Genomic DNA, 22,569 nt, shown 5'->3' with positions numbered 1-22,569 from the left:
CGAGCGGGGCAGCCTCAACCCGTTCCAATAACAATTAACCGGTAGACAGGTGACCCCCATGAAAGCGCTTTTGCACAAAGGCGGCGCATTGCCGTGCTCGCTGTTCCTTGCCCTGTGCGCCAGCCCCGCGCTGGCCGATGTACGCCCCGACTCCGGCGACTATGCCGCGCTGCCACCGGGCACCGACCTGGCCTTGCTGTACCAGCAGAACCCGCGCATCGACCGCTCGTACATGGGCGGCAAGCGCGCCGCCGACAACCTCGACCTGGACCTGACCGTGGGCGTGCTGCGTCTGGTGCACTTCACCGAGTTCTTCAACACCGGCCTGATCTGGGACCCGCAGATCATCATCCCCTACGGCCATCAGGAAATCGGCGCCACCGGCCAGAAGAACAGCGGCCTGGGCGATATCACCTTCGGCGCCACGGTGTGGAGCCTGGCCGACATGGAGCGCAACCGCCACCTGGGCTGGTCGCTGTTCGTCACCGCGCCCACCGGCGCCGACAAGAACCAGGGCTTTGCCCTGAGCGGCAACCGCTGGGCGGCGGACTTCCAGGTGGGCTATGTGCACGGCTTCAACGAACGCTGGACGTGGGACGTGATCGCCGAGACCGAGTTCTACCAGGAGCAGCGCGACACCGGTGCGCACCGTGACCCGCTGATCCAGCTGCACAACCACCTGCGCTACAACTTCACCCCGGCCACCTCGGTGGCGCTGTCGTACCGGCACAACTGGGGCTCGCGCGAGACGCTGGACGGGCAGACCCTGGAAACCAGCCACAACAACGGCACGGTCGGGCTGTCGGCGACCACGATGCTCGGCAAGCAGTGGCAGGTAATGGGGCAGTACTGGCGGGATGTGGACGTGCGCTCGGGGCCGATGACCGACCATTCGCTGCAGTTCAGGTTGGCGTATATCTACTGAGGCGAGCCTGACGCACACCGGGTGAGGGGCACCCGGTGTGGTCACACGCCATGGCCGGGCTTAGACTGCGTGGCTTGGGCCTGTCAGTCGCCACGCGCCGGGCCGGACACTTGAACTGTGACGTGAACATGAAGCTCAAACTGTGCCTGCTGCTGCTTGTCTGCCCACCGCTGTTGGCCCAGGAGTTCGCCTGCCAACTGGGTGGCAAGATCGTTCCCGTTGCCGAGTATCGGCAGCCGACCCCTGTCTTCACCCGGCTGAAAAATGACGGGCATCCGATGACGGCCTTCGGCTTTTCAATTGCGCACAGCCAGGTGCTGGGGGCCGACAAAGCCGCGCGTGACTATTGCCAGTCGCTGATCGCAACAACGCGCACCGTGCTGTTGTCAGGTCAGTACCCGGCTGATCACTTTCACCCGGGCCAGACCCTGTCGCTCAAGCATGTGCATCGCGACCGCCATGTCTGGCCTTACTGGCCAGACTATTACTGGCTCGCAGATAGCCCCCGGGGCCGCTGACCGATTCTTCGCTGCCGCGTCGCCTGGCGTGTATCGACCAAGGGGAGGGCGGCGCGCAAGGCGCTATCGCGGATCGCGCCGCAGAGCTGAATCATCAGTGGCGCGCCGACCGGTTCAGCACAGCGCCCTCTACCGAAGTTACTCGCACCCGCAGTGCAATCAGCACCGCGGCCAGCAGCATCAGCACGGCCGCCGCCACGAATACGCCTGCGCTGCCACCGAGGCTGAACATTGCCCCACCCGCGGCTGCGCCTGTGGCGATGGCCGACTGTACCGACGCTACCACCATGCCCCCGGCGCTTTCCGCCTGGTCAGGGACCGCGTTGGCGACCCAGTTCGACCACGCCACCGGCACACCGCCAAAGGCCAGGCCCCACACCGCCAGCAGTACGGCCTGCCCTGGCACCGACGCCGGCAACAGGACCAGCGCCAGTGCCGCAACGCCCACCAGCGCGGGCATCGACACCAGGGTGGCCAGCGGGTAACGAGCAAGCATCCACCCGGCCACCAGGGTGCCGACAAAGTTCGCCACACCAAAACCCAGCAACATCAGCGACAGCCCTTGCGGGCCAATGCCGGTCGTGCCTTCGAGGAATGGCCGAACATACGTGAACATCGCGAAGTGGCCGCTGTGCACCAGCACACAACCGAACATCCCCATGGCAATGCCTGGGCGCAGCAATACTTCAAGCACCGTGCGCAGGCGTGCCGGGCGGCGCGGCGCAAGGCTCGGCAGCGTGATTGACTGGAACGCCAGGGTCACCACCCCCACCGCCGCCGCTGCAAAGAACGCGCTGCGCCAGCCATATAGCCCACCCAGATAACTACCCAGCGGGACCGCAACCACCGTCCCGATGGCGATGCCACTGAAAATGATCGAGAGCGCTCGCGGCAACAAAGCCCCCGGCACCAGACGCATCGCCACCGCCGCCGCCATGCTCCAGAACCCGCCAAGCGCGATGCCCAGCAAGATACGCATCAGCAACAGCACCACGAAACTGGAGGAAGCGGCGACCAACAGATTGGACGCGATCATCAACGTGGAAAAAGCCAGCAACACCCAGCGGCGATCGATACTGCGAGTCAGGCCTGGCACCAACAGGCCGGCGAACAGCGCCACCACGGCTGTCACCGTTACCGCCTGGCCAGCCAGCGCTTCGGATACCCCCAGCTCGGTCGCCATCGGCGTCAACAGGCTGGCCGGAAGGTACTCCGCGGTCAGCAAGCCGAACACGCCCATGGCCAGCGAGAACACAGCCATCCACGCGGGGGTTGCAGGTTCTGCATCCGGCCCGGCGCCGGGACGGCTGTCGGGTACGGCATTGCAAACAAGGTCAGTCATTGCACGGATCTCCCAATCTTCAATTGCGACCCGCAGTCTAGGCGCGAGAATCCGGATGATCTATGATCGAAAAACTCGATTTTTTGACCAGAACACCTGAATCATGCCGACGGACCCCTCTGCCTTCTCTTCCGATCTCATCAACGAGCTGTTGCGCGGCATGCGCCTGCGCGGTGTCGACTACCGGCGTATCCAGGCGGGCCCGGCCTTCGGCTTGGGCTTCGCTGCCAAACCCGGGCATGCCTGGTTCCACTTCCTGGCGGTCGGCAACGCGGTGCTGCGCATGGAAGACGGCACAACCTATGCGCTGTGCGCCGGTAACGCCGTCTTCATCTCCCATGGCGCGGCCCATCAATTGCTCTCGGATACACACGTGCCCGTGCAGCAAATCGACCTTCTGGACGGCGAGCCTCTGGGCGACGCCGTCAGCGCGGTGCACACCGGAACCGAGGCCGGCGCCATGCCGGCCACGCTTTTGTTCAGTGGCTGCATGGAGTTCGAATTGGGCAGCCTGCATGGCCTTGGCAAGCTGATGCCGGGCCTGATGCTGATTGATGCCGGCGGCCAGCGTTACCCCGGGCTGGTGCCTATTCTCACCACCATGGAGCGCGAGGTCAGCGCCGCACGCATCGGCTTCGCCGGCATCCTCGCGCGATTGGCCGACGTGGTCGCCGCCATGGTCGTTCGAGGTTGGGTCGAGTGCGCCTGCGGTAACGCCTCCGGCCTGGTTGCCGCCCTGCGCGATCCGCGGCTGGCCGGTGCACTGCTGGCGCTGCATCAACAACCGGGCCGCGACTGGACCGTCGAGCAGTTGGCGGAGCAATGCAATACGTCCCGCTCGGTCTTTGCGGAGCGTTTTCAATTGACGATTGGCATGACCCCGCTGCGCTACGTCACCGAAGTGCGAATGCGGCTTGCCAGCCAGTGGCTGACGCTGGAAAGGTTGCCAATTGAAGAGGTCGCGCAGCGTTTGGGCTATACGTCTCAGGCGGCGTTCAGTCGGGCGTTCAAGCGTGTTACGGGTAACACGCCTGGGTTGAGTCGCAGGTTGAGGCAGTCGGCTGCCATCTGAAGCTGAGTGGGATGAGCGGGTGGGCCATCTTGGGCGGCCTTGGCACTATTTGAGACAAGGCCGAACGCGGTCGCTCGCACCTCTTGGCTTTCGATAGGCCGCGTGTGCGGCCCGAGTGTTGCGTCATCAGTTACTGACCGCTTTCGCCTCCATGCCATCAAGCACCGACTCGATCAATGCATTGCTCAATTCCAGCGAGTGTTGCGAGGCCATCAGCAGGCTTTTGAACTGCTCATCGGCGCGTTCGCAGGCTTGTGCTGTGGTGTCCCTTGCACACTGGATCATGATCGACAGGTAGACCAGCGCATCTTCGAGCTTGATGTCTTCGCGCACGGAAAACAGGGGAGGGTGATCGCCGTGGCAACAGCCGAAGGAGGTGTAGGCGGGTTTGCGCGGGGTGTTGGGGAGTGGGGGATTCGGGACGAACTTAGCCATGTGGTGCTCCTTGATTAGTGGAGCCGACCCTGATTCGGATTCGGCGCTTTTTGCGCCTTGATTTATTTCAGGTGACCAAACCTGGACGCTGGGTTTACAGCGACCGGGCAAGGTTAAAGGGGTTGAGGTGGGGATTCAAGTTTCTGGTAGAGGGAAGGAGGAGGAGGCGTTCCCGTCTGAGTGCTGATGCATTCATTTTGACGATCTGGCTTGCTTTTGAATTTCAAAGGTTTGAGGCGCGCAGAGTGGCCTGCGCTTGAGGCTGACCAATACGTTGCAGTCTGTTGCGGCAGCTAGAGATTCTGGCCGTATGCGGTCTTGGGTGAAAGACCGCTAACAACCCATAGTAGCTTCACGAAGGGCCGCAATCGGCCAATGCCGCAGCAGTGGGCGCCGCAGCATGAGTGCGAAGACCTTTAATTACTCGACCTTGTTACCTGGCAATGGGGCCGTATGAATTTCGTCAAACATAGCGGTTGCCACTGAAGCAGCATAAACAATGTATTTCACATCACTTTCTTTGCTCTTGACTTCATAAATTTCACAAAGAAGGCTTTTGTTGTTCTTGGGCAACACTGCAGGCGACCAGGATGAAGGGCTCTTGAAGTTATACTCAGGGCCTTTGTACATTAAGGATTTTATGCCAACAACGGTGCGCTTGTATTTTTGTCTATCAGGCCTTTTGGAGTTTTCATAGTCGCCTATAAATGACCCTAAAGAACCGGAGACAACATCTATGCACTCCTTGTCTAGCGCGGTCTCATAATCAGCAGCCGCGTATGTTCCAACGCTGCCATGGTTGGAATAGAATTTTTGTCGGGGCGTCAATTTCTCTTCTGGCTGCTTGGGTTTATATTCATCACCCTCGAAATGGTATTCAATGTACCCTCGCGAAATATCCACCCTGTTGTATATTTTTCTCTTTTCTATCACGTCTTCAAAAGTGTACCAGCGATGCTCAATTAGTGTGTGCTCGACGTCTAGCCCGCTCGCCATCACTTTTAAAGAAAGCGCGGAGCCGAACAGGATATATGCAATGTTGATACTTTTCATGAGCTCGCCCAGGGCATGGTTTTTTTAAGTTTACTTGATTCTAGCCAGTGCACGGTAGAGTTGTAAATTTATCTAATGGCAAAATCAACCTCATCAATTGAATTGCCCCGCTTGTAGACGCGTCGTATGACCGCTTTTGGCCGGTTAGCGACGGTCTGGCTTAGACCGCCGCTATGCATGATCAAACCTCGGTCTGTTCTGCCATCTCCAGAGCGTCATCGACCTCAATCCCCAAATATCGAACGGTGCTTTCCAGCTTCGTATGGCCGAGCAGCAGTTGAACCGCCCGCAGGTTCTTCGTCCTGCGATAGATAAGCGATGCCTTCGTACGTCTCATCGTATGAGTGCCATACATGGCTGGATCAAGGCCAACGGCCTTCACCCAGCCTTTGACGATGCGAGCGTACTGCCGAGTGGATAGATGGTCTGAGGTATGCAGTCGGCTAGGGAAAAGGCAGTCCTCGCTGCGTAGCTGGGCCTGATGTATCCAAGCCGCGACAGCGGACCGTGTTTGTTCAGTAATCTCGAACTGGACTGGCCGGTGCGTTTTCTGCTGCATCACCATGGCTCGTGAGGACACCTGTTCGCCATGGGCAACGTCGCGCACACAGAGCTTGGTTAAGTCGCAGGCTCGAAGCTTGCTGTCTATGGCCAGATCGAAGAGAGCCAGGTCACGGGTTCTCTCTCCAATTTGAAGTCTTACTCGGATAGCCCAGATATCTCTCAGTCGGAGGGGGGCTTTCTGCCCGACCAATTTTCCTTTGTTCCAGGGCTGACGGCCGCAGGTTACGATGATGTTCATACCAAATCCTCCACGTGTGGGAGGACAAGGATGGTTAACCAGAGCAGCAGTCGCTAACCGGCCAGTAGCAGCCGCTCGCAATCGGTAGTTTCCATACCGCAGCCGTCAGCCGTCGATCAATCTCGTGGAATCTGACCGCTCAAATAGCCAATGCTCGAAAGAAACACGTTGGTATCTCGATTAGAGCGCAGCCGAACGACGCGGCATGTTGATGGCGCCGTCGCCACCAGCTGCTGCATATTCACTCGCGCTGTTTTTTTCGTCCGCCACATAAATCTCAAAAACTCTGGCAGATTCGCCAGCAGTTCGGGGCAGTTGTCCGGCAAATCGGGCCGAGAGCTGCCGCGCTGAATCAGCGTTCTTAACAGCACGCGCCAAAATCGAAGCGTCGCCGAACGATCAATCCATATCAAAAGATCTGCGCGCGCTACCCGATTCTCCCAAGTAACGGAATGGCCGCCTTCGAATATCCAGCGATCACGAGCCTCGACCTCGGAACAAAGGCGTGTTTTCTCGTCCCGGCTTCGTTCAACCCACCCTGGCTGCCAGTGGATAGTGTCTATATGAACGACAGGTAAGCCCGTGCGCAGACCAAGCTCACGCGCCAAAGTGCTTTTGCCCGACCCAGGTTGACCAATAATCATCACCCGCTGCATCTAAGCTCCTTCTCGCCATACGCGCTATTTTTTGGGGGCGGCGATTTTACGCCAACCTCCAACCCCGTCAACAGGCAGCAAGCCAAGACTTGATTGTCGTGACGGTCCGCTTTGGGTCGATAGCAACCGTTCGGGAATGACCTCTATCGGCCAATAGCAGACGCTCACCAGATAAGCGATGACTGGCTCGTACGATCCGGATCATTAAGCAGTAGACGCAACTGCTCACGAATCCAGCGATGCCCAGGAGTGCCTGCGTAGCGAGCATGGAACAATGCCTTCCGCTAGGCAGGGACTATCGGATCGCATCCTCTGCACCCGCCGAGCTACGTCCCTGCTGTCCCGCCTTTGCAGTCAGCGTGACCCAGGCAACACCTCCCAGAGTGATCACCGCCGATATCCCTCCGATCCACGAGATCTCCTCGCTGAGAATCAGCACACCGAGCACGGCACTCAGCACCGGCACCGACAGTTGCACAGCGCCTGCGCTGATAGCGGTCATGCGGACACGAACCCAGTACCAGATTGCGTAACCACCGGCCGATGCCAAGCTACCTGAAAGCACTGCATAGGTAATACCCATAGTATCGACACTCAGGTGTTCGCGCTGGACAAACATCAAAATCAACACAAGGGGAACGGCCCACAGGAAGCTGGCAGCCGTGTTGGATATGGGCGAATCAGAGGATCGACCCAGCAGAGAAAAACCGCCCCAGGCGAATCCAGCCACGGCCATCAGCGCAGCGGCTGATAACGATGGCGCCGAGGCGGTGGGTGCAAGAAAGGCTGCAATCCCGCCTAGAGCAATCAGGACACCCAATAAACTTGTTCGCTCCCCTTTGCAGTATCCGTAGGAGATCATCAGCAACTGAGCCGAGGCGAACAGCACCAACGCGCCTGCGCCGGTGCTGATATCACGGTAAGCGAAGGAGAACGCTGCTACGTAGGTAAATAGCAAGACAGCTGACCACCAGCCTGTTCGACTGGGCTTCAGCTTTGCGCCCTGCAGCATCGCTATGACCAACAGGGTCAGCGCACCAGAAATCACCCGGATGGCTGTGAACGATGTAGCGTCGATAGCGGTGGTCTGGAATGCCGCTCGCGTCAGCAGTGAGTTGGCTGAAAACGCCACCATGGCCAAGCTAGTCATGGCGACAACAAGCATTAGCCCTTCATCATGACCGCTCTTCTTCGCATCCATACACCTACCTCTTCTTATTGATGAATTCGTCAATGTGTTCAAGCTGGTGACGCTGTCTCTAAATGACTTTCTCGGGCTTACGCACCGTCGCAGCGAGTGCCACCGATGCCAGTGCAAGCGGCACCAATGAGAACCAGAGAACAACGGCCCAACCGAACGACGCCAGCAGGCCCCCAGAGGCAAACGATCCAATCGCCATAGATCCGAACACGATGAAGTCATTGAGCGATTGCACACGCGTTTTCTCTTCCGGGCGGTGGCACTCCATGACGAGTGAGGACGCTCCCAGGAATCCGAAATTCCAGCCCAGTCCGAGCAGGATCAGAGACCAATGGAAGTGCATGACCTCGATGCCGCTCAAACCAACGGCGGCAGACAGCCCCGTCAACGCCAAGCCGAACGTCGCGACCCGTATGGCACCGAAGCGAGTAATCAGCTGGCCAGTGAAGAAGCTGGGGGCATACATGGCGATGACGTGCCACTGCAGCCCCAGGTTGGCCGAGGCCTGGGAGAGCCCGCAGTGATGCATCGCCAATGGCGCTGCCGTCATCAGGAAGTTCATCAAAAAGTACGAGACAGAGCCGCAAATGACCGCCGCGATGAAGCGTGGCTGCCGAGCAATCGCGCTGAGTGAACGGCCTCCCTCAAGCTCGGCAGCGGTCGGCATGGGCAACTTCACTCCGAGCAGTATCAAGGCTGATAGTGCAGCGACAACGGCCTGTATCAGGAAGGTGGCAGCGAATAGATGAGGCGACCAGAAATCCATTGTCCAAATCACCAACTGCGGGCCAACCACGCCAGCGGCCACACCTCCTGCCATCACCAGAGAGAGCGCGCGAGCCCGTCGCTCTGGTGCCACACCGTCAGCTGCAGCGAAGCGAAATGACAGAACTACTGCCGCGTAGCTGCCACCCAAGAATGTCGCCAGGCAGAACAGCCAGAACGATCCGAGGATGACCGCGAGCATGGCCGCCAGCCCAGTGAGCACTCCAGCTCCCGTACCTGTCAGGAACCCAGCACGCCGGCCATAGCGGCGAGCCAAGGCGCCCATCGGGAAAATGCAGGCAGCCATACCCACCACGAAAATCGAAATTGGCAGCGTCGCGAGTGCAGGCGACGGAGCAAGTATGTCGCCCACGATGGCTCCGGTGGCATAGATCACCACCGCATTGGCACCGGCCAGCGCCTGGGCGATGGATAGCCGCCAGATGTTCCCGCTTTGCTCGCTGTCAGAAAGCAGCAAGGAGTCGTTGTGTTGCAGGGCGATATTGGAACTGGTGTTGGTCATGGGTGCAGTGTGCTCTTCTCTTGCTCACTGCCTGCATCCGGGATGGATGAGCTGTTGTATTTCCGGTCGACGGTCAAGACCATGCGGAATTTGACGTCACCTGACTTCATCCGCTGATAGGCCTTATTGGCTCGCTCGAAAGGCATCACCTCAATCCTTGGACGCACGCCAGCCAGCACACTGAAATCCAGCGTTTTCTCGTTCTCGTAAGGCGTGCCGGTGATCGAGCCCAGCAAGCTGCGCTCGCCGACGACCAGATGGCCGGTGGATACAGGCAGCGGATCTTTGCCGGCACCCAGGAGTACCAAACGGCCTTGCGGTGCCAGGCCTGGCATGAGCGCAGAGACGGCTGCAGGGACACCGATGGTCGTGACGATGGCATGGGCTCCGCCCATGTTCTTCAGCGTCTCGACTGCATCCTCTTTGCTGGAGTCGATGTAGACATGAGCGCCGAGATCCATCGCATCCTGCGCGATATCGCTGCCGTGGCCAACGGCGACCACACGAAAGCCCATACGACGTGCGTACTGCAGCGCCATGTGACCCAGACCACCGATACCAAGAATGGCGACGGTATCGCCGGCCTGAGCCCCGGACTTCTTCAGCGCGTTGAACGTGGCAATACCCGCGCAAAGAATTGGCGCGGCTTCCTCTGCATTCAACTCATCTGGAATCGACACGAGCCCTGAGGCACGGGCAATCATCATTTCGGCATAGCCACCATCGCAGGAGGCACCAACGAAGGACTGGTTCTGGCAGAGCTGAAAGTTTCCCTGCCGGCATTGGCTGCACTCATTGCAATGCCCGCCCAGGCGCCCGATGCCCACCCGTTGACCGACCCGCCAGATCGAAGGGACGTGTTCACCCAGCGCAGCAATTCGACCAACTACCTCGTGGCCAGGTACACGCGGAGGCTGCAGCGTTGGATCGGCGCCCTCGATGTCGCCGGCATCAGCGCCACAAATGCCACAGGCCTCGACCTCGATTAGTACCTGCCCAATGCCGGGAGTTGGCGTTACACGTTCTACCAGCTCGAGAACCCCTGGACGGCTAACTTGCATGGCGCGGTAGGTGGTTGTCATGGTCATCGCTCCTTCAGTGGATAACGGGGAAGACATCCAACTAAGACGCATGCGTCTTAGCTGGCACAGGGCAGGGTGGTCAGAGCTGTGCGAAGCCACCATCCACAGCAATTTCGGCGCCCAATATGTAGTGCGACTCGTCGCTGGCCAGGAACAGAACGGCTTGAGCAACTTCGAGCGGCTCCCCCATGCGGCGCGCAGGGATCCGTAACGACATTTGTCGCTTGGTCTCGGCCAGTTGCTCAGGGGTGGCGCCTTCCAACTCGAAAATCGGGGTATCGATAGCGCCGGGGCTGACGGCGTTAACGCGGATCTTGCGATCCATCAGCTCGCACGACCATGAGCGTGCGAAGGAGCGCACCGCAGACTTGCTGGCTGCCAGCGCTGAGAAGCCACCCATGCCAACGGCGTTGAGCCAGGCCGAGTTCAAAATCACCGAGGCCCCTTCACGAAGCACGGAGGTGATTGCCTGCATGGAGAAGAACAGGCCTTTCACATTGACGGCCATCAGCTCGTCAAAGCGAGCCTCGTCGGTGCTTAGCAGCGGCGTCGAATATGCCACACCGGCATTGCCGAAAAAGATGTCCAGGCCGCCGTTGCCAAATGCATCGGACACCTCTTGAGCCATGCGCTGCATGTCCTCGCAAACTCGGACATCGGCCTGGATGGTGATGACATCGCCACCCAGGGAGGCGCGAGCTTGGGCAAGCTTCGCGGCGTCACGCCCGGTGATGGCGACACGCGCACCTTCACGTAGAAAGAGTTCGGCGGTTACCAGGCCGATGCCACTGGCGCCGCCGGTGATCAATGCGTTTTTACCTTGCAATCTCATATCAGCTCCTCGATGGATTTAGCGTGGTTGCAGTGGTAAGGGCATTCAGCGCCTGAACACCAAGGCGGGCCGCTTCTACGGCGCCGGCGAGATATCCAGGAAACTGTAACGACCACTCACTGGCGATACCCGTCAGGCATCCATGCCAGGGCCCGGAAGAGGTACTGGTGGAGGGAGCAGCTGCATGCTGGGAAATCGCATGGACATCTGCACTGGTGGCTGTGTAAGGGTCATGTGCCCAGTCTTTTATGAATTCGGCCTTCGGCGTCGCAGCTGCGGGGCCGAACATTCTGGCCAGCTGTTCACGGCAGAGCTCTCGCAGCACCTCGCCAGGGATCTTGCTGCGTGTGCTTGCTGGCACGCCGATGAAGCCGAACAGGGCTGGGCTACCTCCAGGCATGGAGGCATCGTGGATTTCTCCAAGAGGGCCTCGCATGCTGCGTGCCTCGCCGGAAAGTCCCTGGTCTCGCCAGAAAGGCGTGTCATAGGTCGCGATGTACTTGGCGTGAGGGGCCATCCATGTCGCGGTCGCTTTCCACTGCCTGGCAAGTTCGGCTGGCAGGGCAGGCTCAAAGTCGATGGTGCTTTCGAGCAGGCGTGGCGGTAATGCCAGCATCACGTGCTCGGCCCGCCAACTCGTCACCAAGCCGTTAGCGGCATGGCTTTCAACTTCGACATGAGCGCCATGCTTGCGAAGCCGGCGCACGGCATGGCCGTAAACTATTTTCTGTGGATTCACCCTGCGAAGCAGAGCCTCGACCAACGCCCCCATGCCACCGACCAGGCGCATGGATGGAGGCGAGTTGACGTAACCACGCGTGCGCACAGCTGGGCCTTCGTACGAACGCTCGACAACCATGTCGCCGGCTTCAAACTGTACGAATCGCTCAAGCCCCAACGCATCGACAAGTTGATCAAGCTCTTCCTGGTAGCCAGGCCAGAACCATGTAGGCCCGAGGTCGAAGCGATCAAAGGTGCTGTTCGTTGACGAATGCGGGACAGCCTGGCCCTCGGCATTGATGGAAGCAATGCGCCCACCAGGCTCATCTCTAGCCTCCAGAACAACGAAGTCACTGATGCCCTGGCGCTGCAGGAGATAGGCCGCATACAGCCCGCTCAATCCGGCGCCAACAATAGCAATGCGGGTGGTGTGCACGGTCATGCCTCTACCTCTGGATGAACCAGATGGCCGGTTTTTAGGTAAACGGTGGTTCCCTGTTTGCCGGCAACGATATCCAGGTGTTGTCCCGCAGGCAGTCGTAGCCAGGAGCCGCTCTCATAGGTCTGTCCGTCCGCTGTTACGCTGCCTTCCAGTACCAGTAGCTCGAAGCCTTGTAGCAGCTTGTTGTAGAGCAGGGTGTTCGCGCCGAAACGATTCAGGCTCACCTGTTCCGAGTCGCCAGCGAACAACGGGCACACTTCACGCGAGCCTTGTCGATGCCATTTGGATGGGTCTCGGGTATTGATGCGTACATGGTGGTACTCGCTGTCAGGCATCTGCTGCAGCTTTACGAAGATGGTGGTTCCCTCGGCACTGGACGGTTGGTGGCTGGAACCTGGTGGATTGCGCAGATACCAACCCGCTGGATAGTCCGCCCCCTCGTCAGAGAAAGTGCCTGACAACACAAGTATCTCCTCCCCACCAGGGTGCTGGTGGCTAGGGAAGAAGGAGTTCGGGGCATAGCGCACGATGCTGGTGGCACGTGCTTTCTCTGCACCGACACGATCCAGCATCACGCGGTCGACACCAGCTTGGGGTGAAGCAACCCACTGGTATTCGTGTGGCGCAACAACAGCTGGAAGAGTGAAGTCGGCGTTGATCAACATACGGATAATCCAAACGGGGATGCGAGGTCGCCGGTCACCTCTACAGAGGCGACCGACCCTCGGCGATACGACTTATTGCTTGGCGGGCAACTGCTGGTAGGCCTCGACGACACGCGCCGAGTAGGTCAGTGCTGCGCCTGCATTCAGCGCGATGGCTACGCCCAGCGCCTCGGTGATTTCCTCGATGGAAGCACCGTGCTCAGCAGCCTTCTTGGTGTGGACGGAAATGCAGCCGTCGCAACGAGTGGTGATAGCCACAGCCAATGCAATCAGCTCATGGATCTTCGGGTCCAGATGACCAGTTTTGACGGCTGCATTGTCGATGGCCATCAGGCCTCGCATAACGTCAGGGCTCTGTTTGGCATAGTCGCCTACGCGTTCCAGCAGGGATTCGCGGTAGGCATTCCAGTCTTGCATCATGGTTATTCTCCAAGGATTGGTTGAGACCGGAAGTGAGGTCACGACAGGCCGGGTGTTGGTCATTCCAGCAATGGGGCTGCCAATTGCTGGAGATGCCACAGGGTTATTCAGTCGACGAGAGTGGTGACGACATCGACCGGGCACACCAAGGTGCCGCGTATCGGTGATGACCGTTCAACAGCAGAGATCAGAGCTTGCAGTTGTTCGTGGGTGGCATTTGGCGACCTGGCGTGCACTTTCACACGCACCTGGTTGATCCCAGGCGCCACGCTTGGGTCTACCCCGAAAAACGCAGCCAGATCCACGTCGCCCTCTAGCTCCAATCGCACACTCTCCAGCTCCATCCCACGCTGCGCTGCAGTCATCGCGATGGTGACCGTGTAGCAGGAGGCGAGTGCTTGCAGCACGTACTCGACAGGGCTGGCGCCGGTATCTGTACCCAGTGGAACAGGCTCGTCGCTGACGAGCCTGAAGCGGCCGGCGCGAGTCTCATCACGCTGCCCGCCCATGACTGCAGCTCCAGTAGTTGCAGTCATCTTGCTGCCGCCGTCCCACGTCCCGTTCAAGGACAGAGTGAACTTGGTGGTTTCCCGGTTGGCTCGGCCAGCGTTGCCAGCCTCCACCAAGGCGTTCAGATCAACGCCGTTGAGCAAAGCAGTTGTCATCACGAGCTCCTTAGATGGCGGTGTAGATACGCACGTCGGGTTCGGCAGTGAGCATGGGCTTGAGACTTCCGACTACGTCTGCATTGAACAACTCGCTTTGCAGGTAGGCATTGGCGTTTTCCAGCGTGTCGAAGCCATGTAGCACCTGTACGTCTTCGTCACGGACCAGCAGTGTCTTGGACTTCGCACCCTGGATCTGCTCCAGGAACGGCGCCCTGAACTTTTGGTAGATGCAGGTAGCTGCAGCACGATTGGTATGCTCGATCATGAGCGTGATCTGCAGATAGACCATGTGGGTTACTCCAGATTTACGAGGTGGGTGGTTCGTGCGTCCTGTGCCGATCCTTGGTAACTGGGCACAGGTCTTAGTTGCGACCAGCCATGACACCGCCATCGACATCCCAGATGGCGCCGGTAACCCAGCTGGCTTGCTCGGAGAGGAGGAAGGTAACTACGCCGGCCACGTCCTGCGGAGTGCCAACACGGCCAATCGGGTGGAAGCTGTTGAAGCCCTGCAGAGCGCTATGCACTTCCGCTTTCGGGATGAAGCCTTCGTAGATCGGGGTCTGCACAACTGCTGGGGAAACGGCATTGACGCGGATGTTCTTAGAAGCGAGCTCCATCGCCAGGTGCTGAGTCAGGGAATGCAGGCCGGCCTTAGCCATGGAGTAGGCAGAGGACGGAGTGGCGGCGATCGCTTGCTTGGCCCACATCGAGCCGATGTTCACGATGGCGCCTGGACGGTTTTGCTCAACCAGATTGGCAGCAATCTTTTGGGTGATGAAGAAGAACGCCTTGTTCAGCTTCATGTACTGATCGTAGTCCGCATCCTGGTGCTCCAGGAAAGGTTTAGGGAAGAACACACCGGCAGCGTTCACCAGCATGTCGATATCAGAGTGCTGCTCGCCAATGGTCTTGATCAGTTTGGCCAGGCCTTCGTCGCTGGTCAGATCTGCAGTAAGAGCAGCCACGTTGCCCAGAGCCAAGAGGTCTTTACGAGCCTCGTCGGTTTTTTCCGGACGGTTACCGACGATGACTACGCTGCCACCTTCGGAGAGAAACTGGCGTGCAGCTTCCAGACCCATCCCACTGGTGCCACCGACGACCAGCAGTTTCTTACCGTTGAATTGATTGCTCATTGGAAACCTCTTTGCACCTGCCCACGGCAGGAACCTTGCTAACGGGATGGGGCGAGCCACTTGTCGAAGACGCCGTCTCCGGCAGGCAGCTCGTGCCCTCTATGAGCCAGTGCAGCGTTGGGCATCTGGAAGCTGAGGATCAGGAAGAAAAACTTTCCATCTCAGCTAAACTCCAAAAACTTTCCGCTGAAGTTGGGTGGCTAAACCGCAGCACCCTTGGCCTTGGAGAGAATCTTCCTCGCTTCCAAATCCGCCAACAAACGAGATAAAGTATCTCGACACTAAAGAAATTCTTTATCGACATGAAGGCTCCAGTACATCTCAACGCGCTACGCGCATTCGAAGCCAGTGCCCGACATCACAGTTTTTCTGCAGCAGCAGCCGAGCTTAATGTCACGCCGGCAGCGGTTGGCCAGCTCGTGCGCACACTCGAGGATTGGCTCGGCACCCCTCTGTTTGTCCGCAGTACCAGCGGCAAAGCGCGGCTTATAGCAACGGAGGCAGCCGAACGTGCTTTGCCGGATATCCGAGCAGGCTTCGACAGACTGACCCTGGGAATGGAGCGGCTTCAGGAGGGATCGATCAGTGGGGTGCTTACCGTGGCTGTGAGCCCGGCTTTCGCTGCGAAGTGGCTGCTGCCACGCATCGACCGCTTCCAAGTGATCTGCCCTGATACGGATGTGCGGCTAGATACCAACCTCAAGCCGGTGGATTTCGTTGCTCAGCAAGTCGACATCGGCGTGCGCTATGGCACAGGCAAGTGGCCAGGGCTAGCCGCCGAGAAGATGATGGATGAAGAGATTTACCCTGTGTGCTCGCCGCAATTGCTGCGAGAGCACTGGCGTTTACAGAGGCCCAGCGACCTGATCCAAGAGATGTTGATCCACGATCTCTCAATGGATAACCACTCGGGCTTCCCGACCTGGGAGACCTGGATGCAAAAAGTTGGCGTGACGGATACGACCACCCTTCGCGGCATGAAAATCAACAACTCTGCCGCTGTATTGCAGGCTGCTGCCGAAGGGCACGGGGTCGCTCTTGCACGGAGTGTCATGGCGCGTGATGACTTGGCGAGCGGCCGCCTGGTTCGGCTGTTCCCAGAGATCAGTGTTACATCAGAGCTGGCTTACTACGTCGTCTACCGACCGGAGTGCGCCAGCTTGCCAAGGCTGACGACCTTCCGAGATTGGCTGCTGGCAGAGGCAGCGCAAAACTAGATCCTCACCGTCCGCTTATGGCCGATAGCTGCCACTCACAAACGACCGCTTTCGGCCAAAAGGAGCCAGCCGAAGGGCTCTAGGCTCTGTACAAAATCCCGAGAACCCAATAGACGCGCCTCATCTGCTGAGGTTTTGTAGAGCCCCCGCCACTCACGGAGACCCTGCCGCCTGCGCCTGCAACCACGCCACCGAAGCGGGCGATGCTTGGCTCAACGCAATCGAGCCCTGGTGCACCGAGCCGTCCCAGCCCTCCATCGTCACCCACAGCAGGGTATCCACCGGTGTTTTCGGGGATATCGGAATCGAGGTGCCCATGCTGTGCGGCGAACCAAAGAAGATCCCGCCCGCCGCGCGCAGGCTGCGGGGTTTTCCCACGCGCAGATAGGTCGCTTTCACTTCGCCGATGCAGGCCTCGCACAAGGCCGCGCTGAAACTCTTGATATACCCCGCCGGCCCTTCGTTGCGCGGCGGCTGGGCGCGAAACTCCGCCAGGCGCAGGCTCCACGGCCCGACCGTAACCTCACCGATCTCTCGCTCGCCGAGCCCCGCCTCACCCTTGAACAACGCCTGATCAGCGAAGTACCTGGGCAAAAATACCAGGGGCACCACCACCAGCACCACGTTCAGATGAAACCGCCATTTCAGCCAGTAGCGCCGCAGCGGCGAGCCACTCACCTCGATTGCCTTGCCTCGCTTGAGCGCAGCCGCAGTGGCCTGCAGCGTGCGCTTGCTCCAGATCAGCAGGCCGCTGAGCACCATCACGCTCAGTAGCAGGCCGAAGACAAACCACACCAGCTTCAGCCACAGCCCACCAAAGTCACCGGCATGCAGCGGGCGCATGGATTCGGTGACGAACTCCAGCGCGCGCCGATCCGACAGTGTGTAGGAGGTGATGACGCTGCCGTCGTACGGGTTCAGGTTCGCACTCTGCTGCATCAGCGGATAGGCGCCACGCCCGCGCACCTGCAGGGTGTCATAGGCATTGCCCGGCAGCTTGATGAAGCTCGCCTTGAAGCCGGGCACCTGCGCCGAGAAATTCGCGATGGCCTGTTCCACGCTGATGCGCGCGGGTTGCTCGCCAGGTGCGGCCAGGGGCACCGTCTCCCTCGCGACAAGGCCAATGGCAGGCCGGCTGGAAATGGAGATGTGGTTGTCGGCTAGCACCGCCTGGATCAGAAACCAGAGGCCCGTGACCGAAATGATCGCGATGAACCAGATCGACCACACACCGCTCAGGCGATGGAAGTCGCCCCAGAAAATCCGCGCACCCTGGTTCAAGCGCAGGGTCGGTTTGAAAAAGGCCTTCCAGAAACGCTTGTAGACCACCAGCCCGGTCACCAGCGAGGCCAGCATCGGCAAGGCGAGCAATGACACCAGGTACCAGCCCCAGGGGTAGCCATTACCGAAGGGCACCAGCCACCAGCCGTGCAGCGCACGGGTGAAGCCGCGCACGTCGAACGCCGGGCTCACCCCCTGGATCTTGCCGGTGTAGGGGTTCACATAGAGGTTGCGGGTGCTGTGGTCCGGTTGTACCACCTGGACCTGCAGGGCGAACGAGTCCTGGTCGGGACGCAGGACGTACTGCACGTCCAGGTCGGGGCGGTCGCGATGAATGGCCGCGAGGATCTGGTCGTAGTCGAGCCGGCGGGCGTCTTGCGTCGGCGGGTTGGCACGCATTTGCGGCTTTGCCAGCCATACCAGCTCCTGGCTGACGACTGCCAGGGTACCGGTGACGCAGACGAGCAGGGCAAAGCACCAGATCGGCAATGCCAGCCAGCTGTGGATCAGGAACCATAACTTGGAGCGCGATTTCTTGGACATGACTCAGCCGTCGTCAGGGGAGTGCAAGAAGGACGACGGGCCCCTGGCATGAACACCCATGCCAGGGGCCCGAAACCTGCTCAGAACTGCGGTGTGTACTTGACGGTGAACATGACGTTGCGCGGGTCGCCGTAGTAGTTGTTGGACGCCACTGCGGTATAGGACGGAATGTAGTAGACCTTGTCGAAGAGGTTGTTGAAGTTCACCGCCAGGCCGATCTCATCGCTGACCTTGTAGCCGATGCGTGCATTCCAGATCGTGAACCCTGGCGTCTCGAATTTGCGGTCGTAGGCGACGGCGCTGCTCTGGCTGTTCAAGCCACCGCCGACGCTGAAGCGGTTGAAGTCGCCTGGCAATGTGTAGTCGGACCAGATGCGCACCGTGTGCTTGGGGGTCCAGGTGGAGAAGATCTTGCCTTCGTAGGTGTTGTCCTCGATAAACCTGGTGGTGTTGTAGACATAGCTGGCAGACGCTTGCAGGCCAGGCAGCACTTCACCGTTGATTTCAGCCTCCAGCCCCTGGCTGCGCACCTTGCCGGATGCCTCGGAGCAGTTCGAGCCCCCGCACTGGGACTCGGTGTTGAGCATTGTGACGGCGCGGTTCTGGTGGTCGTAACGGAACAGGGCAAGCGAGGTGTTGAGCCGCCCGTCGTTGAGCTCGCCCTTGAGGCCGACTTCATAGTTGCTGCCGGTAATCGGCTCGATCGTGGAGCCGCCCACCCCGATGGCGCTCTGCGGAATGAACACGTCCGCATAGCTGGCGTAGGCCGACCACTCGGGCGTCAGCGCATAGACCAGCCCGGCGTAGGGCGTGACCACGCCATTGTTGGCCTTGTCACTGTCGCTGGGGTAGCTGAAGGCATTGCGATCGTAGATCTGCGAGTCGTACTCGTAGGAGTACCAGCTGGTGCGCCCGCCCAGGATCAGTGTCAGGGGGTCGGTGAGCTTGACGCGCCAGGTGCCGTAAATGCCTTTTTGCACGATCTTGTACTGGCTGTCGGTGCGCGTGCCGCGCGCCGCCAGGCTGTCGTAGTTTTCGTACGGCAGGTGGTTGTCCAGGTCGAAGATGTTGGCGCCTACGCTGCGTACTACGGCCATGGTGTTGTCGCTGGTGTAGCGCGAGTAGTTGCCCCCGAGCACGACTTCCTGATCGAAACCCAGGCCATTGAAGTCGCCGTCCACGAACAGGTCCAGGCCGCGGCTGTGCGAATTGAAGTCTGTGGCATAGCGCCAGTTGGCGACGCCGCTGCCATCGTTCGCCACACCGGTGGGTGTCACGATGTAGGCATAGGTCATTTCGTTGCGTTCGTTGATCGCGACCGCTGCTGTCTTGAACTTCCAGTGGTCGTTGAATCGGTGCTCCAGGTCGACGTAAAGGGCCAACTGTTCGGTCAGCCCGCGGTTCCAGTCGGAGCCGGTGTACGTCGAGCGGGACAGGCCGATGTCACGTCCGTCGCTGTAGCGTGGCAGGCCGGCGACCATGGGCGTGAAGCGGGTCTTGCGATCACTGATGCCAACGCCCAGGGTGGTGTTTTCCGACAGGTCGAAGTCCAGGGCGCCGTAGACCTTCTGCTCCCATCCGCCAACGTGGTCGATGAACGAGTCGCGGGTGTCGTAGTCGACCACGGCGCGACCGCGCACGGTGCCCGCGTCATTCAACGGGCCGCCGACATCCGCCTGGGTAGCGTAGTGGTCCCAGCTTCCGGCCTGTGCGGTCAGGGTCACGGTGGGCTTGGCCTGGCCGCGCTTGCGCACCAGGTTCACCGCGCCGCCCGGGCTGTTGGCGCCTTGCAGCAAGGCCGCGCCGCCACGCAGCAGTTCCACTCGGTCGTAGAAGGCCGTGGATTCGGTGAGGTAGCTGCCCAGCGCATAGATGCCGCGGGTCATGGGCACGCCGTCGTACTGCAGCGATTCGATCTCGAACCCGCGCGAGGTGATGAAGCCACCGGTACCGGGGCTCTTGGCAAAGGTCATGCCCGGTGCGTTGGCGAACAGCTCAGGCAGGTTGGTGATGTTCTGGTCGTCCATGCGCTGGCGGGTCATGACCGTGACGCTTTGCGGGATGTCCTTGAGCTTGTGCTCACTCTTGCCGATGGTGACGGTGCCCGTGGTGTAGGAGCCGGTACCTTCGGTGGTGCTGCCCAGCGTCTGGCCGCTGACGTTGATCGCGCTCAGTTCGAGCGAGCCGTTGCCGGGGTTGGACGCGATCAGCAGGTACACGCCATTGGCCTGGCGTGCCACCTGCAGGCCGCTGCCCGCCAGCAGGGTGGCGAAGCCGCCTGCGACGCTGTAGTCGCCCTGGAGGGCGGGGGCGCGGCGGCCCTGGGTGCTCGCGGCATCGAACGACAACACCACCCCGGCGGCGCTGGCAAAGCGGCCCAGGCTTTCGGTCAGCGTGCCGGGCGCGATGTCATAGGCACGGGTTTGCTCGCTGGACGCATGCGCGGCCAGGCCGGCGAGCGGCCAGGCGGCAACGCTGCCCAGGGCGAGGTGGGCCGCCAGGGCCAGTGCGGTGTGTGATCGTTGCATGACGCTCATGTTTCCTTCCCCAGAACACTCAGTTGAACTTGTGGGAGGGAAGGCCGGATGAGCGTCGATGAAAGTGCAAGTAAGTGAAAATTATTTTCATTCGTGGTGCCGGCTGGCTCAGGTGCGCGCCACAACCGTCACCCAGTAGCGCGTGCGGCGCTGTACGGTCAGCGGGAATGCGCTTTGCAGCGCCGTCAGGGCCAGTTCGGTATCGGTGATGGGGAACGCGCCGGAAATCTTCATCTGCGCCACCGCCGGGTCACAGTTCAGTACGCCGGGGCGATAGCGCGCGAGTTGCGCCAGCAGGGTCTGCAGCGGGGTATCGACCGCGATCACGCTGCCTTGCTCCCACGCCGCCACAGCGGCGTCGTTGCTGCGCAGGCTGCCGATCCCGGCCGGGCCGAACGCCACCCGCTGACCGGCATGCAGGCGCAGGCGCTCGATCGGCTGCACCGACACCTCCACGGCCTTTTCCAGCACCGCGACTTCGCTGCCATGGTCGTCGACGCTGACGGTGAAGCGGGTGCCCAGGGCCAGGACGCTGCCGTGGCGGGTATCGACCCTGAAAGGCCGGGCGGCATCGTCGCGGGCGGTGGTGATCAGCACCTGGCCGCGGTGCAGTAGCACACGCCGCTGCTGCATATCGAAATCCACGTCCACGGCGCTGTCGGTGTCCAGCAGCATCTGGCTGCCATCCGCCAGGCGCACGGCACGGCGTTCGCCGACGCCACTGCGGTAGTCGGCGTACCATTGGCGACGGGTGTCGCTGCGCCAGCCCAGCGTCCCGAGGACCCCACCGCCCAGCAGCATGGCCAGGCCGTACAGCACCTGGCGGCGGCTGTTGCCGCTGCCCAGCAAGGTGGAGGCGGCGATACGCCCCGGCAGCCCGGCAAAGCTGTGGCTGACCGCCTGCATGCGTTGCCAGGCCTGGCGGTGCAGCGGGTCGCTGTCGTGCCAGCGTTGCCACGAGGCCTGATCCTCGGCACTGACGGTGCCGGATGACAGTTGTGCGTACCAGCGCGCGGCCTCACGCACCGCCTCGCGTTGGGCGGCGGAGGGGGAGCGGTTCATTCGACGCTTTCCCACTGCATCAGGCAGACATGTTCCATGGCCTTGGCCATGTGGTTGTTGACCGAGCGCAGGGAAATATCCAGGCGCGTGGCGATCTGCGCGTAGGGCAGGCCCTCGAGCTGGGACAGGATGAACACCTCACGCACCTTGGCGCCCAGGCCGGCGAGCATGCGGTCCAGCTCCACCAGCGTTTCGAACATGATTGCCTGCGCTTCGGCGCTGGGGATGTCGGCAAGCGCAATGCTGGCCAGGGTTTCCATGTAGGCCTGTTCGAGCGAGCGACGGCGGAACAGGTCGATCATCAGGCCTTTGGCCACCGTCGACAGGTACTGGCGGGGTGCACGGATTTCCAGTGATGTGCGGGTCTTGAGGAGCTTGACGAACGTGTCCTGCACCAGGTCCGCCGCATCGCAGTGGCTGCCCATGCGCTTGCGCAGCCAGCCGTGCAGCCATGAGCTGTGCTGCGCATACAGCGCGCCGACAGCAGCAGGTAGGGCAGGTGACTCGACCGGCATGATGGCATCTCAAATGGGAATTGGTTGCATTATTATTCGGATCACGAGGAGGTGGCAATATCGGCAGGTGCCAGTGCGACGTGGCAGCGGGAGCGCTGACTCGCCACGAAAGGGTGCTTGCCAGGCGTTCGCCGAGTCATCCGGGATGGCAGCTGAA

Annotated in this window: 22 protein-coding genes and 1 pseudogene; 4 read left to right on the top strand and 19 right to left on the bottom strand. The window is 60.5% G+C overall.

Annotated elements, in window-relative coordinates:
• The first annotated feature begins 58 nt into the window (after positions 1 to 58).
• Entirely contained in the window at positions 59 to 925 is an 867-nt protein-coding gene (locus B4I46_RS22920) for a transporter (protein ID WP_043862995.1), read from the top strand.
• A 128-nt stretch (positions 926 to 1,053) separates the two neighbouring features.
• Positions 1,054 to 1,443, top strand: coding sequence for a hypothetical protein (locus tag B4I46_RS22915; RefSeq protein WP_146095038.1), 390 nt, complete (start codon positions 1,054 to 1,056; stop codon positions 1,441 to 1,443).
• 94 nt (positions 1,444 to 1,537) lie between these two features.
• On the opposite strand, the gene B4I46_RS22910 is transcribed toward B4I46_RS22915, so the two are convergent.
• Positions 1,538 to 2,785: an MFS transporter gene (locus tag B4I46_RS22910; RefSeq protein WP_286902024.1), complete on the bottom strand. Its 1,248-nt coding sequence runs from the start codon at positions 2,783 to 2,785 to the stop codon at positions 1,538 to 1,540.
• 103 nt (positions 2,786 to 2,888) lie between these two features.
• Here B4I46_RS22910 and B4I46_RS22905 point away from each other — a divergent pair, with 103 nt between their 5' ends.
• Positions 2,889 to 3,857, top strand: a complete 969-nt coding sequence (locus B4I46_RS22905) for an AraC family transcriptional regulator (protein ID WP_286902022.1) — start codon at positions 2,889 to 2,891, stop codon at positions 3,855 to 3,857.
• 126 nt (positions 3,858 to 3,983) lie between these two features.
• On the opposite strand, the gene B4I46_RS22900 is transcribed toward B4I46_RS22905, so the two are convergent.
• From B4I46_RS22900 to B4I46_RS22835, 14 genes are all read right to left on the bottom strand, one after another.
• Positions 3,984 to 4,292, bottom strand: a complete 309-nt coding sequence (locus B4I46_RS22900; RefSeq protein WP_058541125.1) for a DUF3077 domain-containing protein — start codon at positions 4,290 to 4,292, stop codon at positions 3,984 to 3,986.
• Positions 4,293 to 4,712: 420 nt separating this feature from the next.
• The gene (locus tag B4I46_RS22895; RefSeq protein WP_054915425.1) at positions 4,713 to 5,345 is read right to left on the bottom strand and encodes a hypothetical protein; all 633 of its coding nucleotides are present in this window, start codon (positions 5,343 to 5,345) and stop codon (positions 4,713 to 4,715) included.
• A gap of 181 nt (positions 5,346 to 5,526) precedes the next feature.
• Complete coding sequence (locus B4I46_RS22890) at positions 5,527 to 6,147, bottom strand: tyrosine-type recombinase/integrase (RefSeq protein ID WP_054915424.1); 621 nt, start codon at positions 6,145 to 6,147, stop codon at positions 5,527 to 5,529.
• Between the two features lie 116 nt (positions 6,148 to 6,263).
• Positions 6,264 to 6,803 (bottom strand): AAA family ATPase, encoded by a 540-nt coding sequence (locus B4I46_RS22885; RefSeq protein WP_082405748.1) that lies wholly within the window; start codon positions 6,801 to 6,803, stop codon positions 6,264 to 6,266.
• Positions 6,804 to 7,098: 295 nt separating this feature from the next.
• Positions 7,099 to 8,004 (bottom strand): DMT family transporter, encoded by a 906-nt coding sequence (locus B4I46_RS22880; RefSeq protein WP_236171667.1) that lies wholly within the window; start codon positions 8,002 to 8,004, stop codon positions 7,099 to 7,101.
• 58 nt (positions 8,005 to 8,062) lie between these two features.
• Entirely contained in the window at positions 8,063 to 9,292 is a 1,230-nt protein-coding gene (locus B4I46_RS22875; RefSeq protein ID WP_255001283.1) for an MFS transporter, read from the bottom strand.
• The gene (locus B4I46_RS22870) at positions 9,289 to 10,374 is read right to left on the bottom strand and encodes an alcohol dehydrogenase (RefSeq protein WP_255001281.1); all 1,086 of its coding nucleotides are present in this window, start codon (positions 10,372 to 10,374) and stop codon (positions 9,289 to 9,291) included. Before B4I46_RS22870 ends, B4I46_RS22875 begins: the two co-directional genes overlap by 4 nt.
• 79 nt (positions 10,375 to 10,453) lie before the next feature.
• Complete coding sequence (locus B4I46_RS22865; protein WP_054915421.1) at positions 10,454 to 11,206, bottom strand: SDR family oxidoreductase; 753 nt, start codon at positions 11,204 to 11,206, stop codon at positions 10,454 to 10,456.
• A gap of 1 nt (position 11,207) precedes the next feature.
• Entirely contained in the window at positions 11,208 to 12,368 is a 1,161-nt protein-coding gene (locus tag B4I46_RS22860) for a flavin monoamine oxidase family protein (RefSeq protein WP_286902016.1), read from the bottom strand.
• Entirely contained in the window at positions 12,365 to 13,033 is a 669-nt protein-coding gene (locus B4I46_RS22855; RefSeq protein WP_255001275.1) for a cupin domain-containing protein, read from the bottom strand. The genes B4I46_RS22860 and B4I46_RS22855 overlap by 4 nt, the downstream gene beginning before the upstream one ends.
• A gap of 72 nt (positions 13,034 to 13,105) precedes the next feature.
• Complete coding sequence (locus tag B4I46_RS22850) at positions 13,106 to 13,450, bottom strand: carboxymuconolactone decarboxylase family protein (protein WP_218186781.1); 345 nt, start codon at positions 13,448 to 13,450, stop codon at positions 13,106 to 13,108.
• A gap of 110 nt (positions 13,451 to 13,560) precedes the next feature.
• Positions 13,561 to 14,118, bottom strand: a complete 558-nt coding sequence (locus B4I46_RS22845; protein ID WP_054915417.1) for an OsmC family protein — start codon at positions 14,116 to 14,118, stop codon at positions 13,561 to 13,563.
• Positions 14,119 to 14,128: 10 nt separating this feature from the next.
• A complete protein-coding gene (locus B4I46_RS22840) occupies positions 14,129 to 14,410 on the bottom strand; it encodes a hypothetical protein (protein ID WP_054915416.1) in 282 nt (93 codons plus the stop codon).
• A gap of 73 nt (positions 14,411 to 14,483) precedes the next feature.
• Positions 14,484 to 15,257: an SDR family NAD(P)-dependent oxidoreductase gene (locus B4I46_RS22835; RefSeq protein WP_054915415.1), complete on the bottom strand. Its 774-nt coding sequence runs from the start codon at positions 15,255 to 15,257 to the stop codon at positions 14,484 to 14,486.
• Between the two features lie 302 nt (positions 15,258 to 15,559).
• Here B4I46_RS22835 and gcvA point away from each other — a divergent pair, with 302 nt between their 5' ends.
• The gene (gene gcvA / locus B4I46_RS22830) at positions 15,560 to 16,474 is read left to right on the top strand and encodes a transcriptional regulator GcvA (protein WP_054915414.1); all 915 of its coding nucleotides are present in this window, start codon (positions 15,560 to 15,562) and stop codon (positions 16,472 to 16,474) included.
• A gap of 693 nt (positions 16,475 to 17,167) precedes the next feature.
• Here gcvA and B4I46_RS22825 read toward each other — a convergent pair.
• From B4I46_RS22825 to B4I46_RS22810, 4 genes and pseudogenes are all read right to left on the bottom strand, one after another.
• Positions 17,168 to 18,298, bottom strand: a pseudogene (locus B4I46_RS22825) (PepSY-associated TM helix domain-containing protein); the annotation flags it as partial.
• Positions 18,299 to 18,378: 80 nt separating this feature from the next.
• Complete coding sequence (locus B4I46_RS22820) at positions 18,379 to 20,826, bottom strand: TonB-dependent siderophore receptor (protein ID WP_253086974.1); 2,448 nt, start codon at positions 20,824 to 20,826, stop codon at positions 18,379 to 18,381.
• A 117-nt stretch (positions 20,827 to 20,943) separates the two neighbouring features.
• A complete protein-coding gene (locus B4I46_RS22815) occupies positions 20,944 to 21,897 on the bottom strand; it encodes a FecR domain-containing protein (RefSeq protein WP_210014622.1) in 954 nt (317 codons plus the stop codon).
• The gene (locus B4I46_RS22810) at positions 21,894 to 22,412 is read right to left on the bottom strand and encodes a sigma-70 family RNA polymerase sigma factor (RefSeq protein ID WP_054915411.1); all 519 of its coding nucleotides are present in this window, start codon (positions 22,410 to 22,412) and stop codon (positions 21,894 to 21,896) included. Before B4I46_RS22810 ends, B4I46_RS22815 begins: the two co-directional genes overlap by 4 nt.
• Positions 22,413 to 22,569 lie beyond the last annotated feature (157 nt).

Source organism: Pseudomonas sp. UBA7500 (assembly GCF_002478435.1).
Taxonomy (GTDB): Bacteria; Pseudomonadota; Gammaproteobacteria; order Pseudomonadales; family Pseudomonadaceae; genus Aquipseudomonas; species Aquipseudomonas palmensis.
This window is presented reverse-complemented; position numbering and strand designations above follow the sequence as displayed.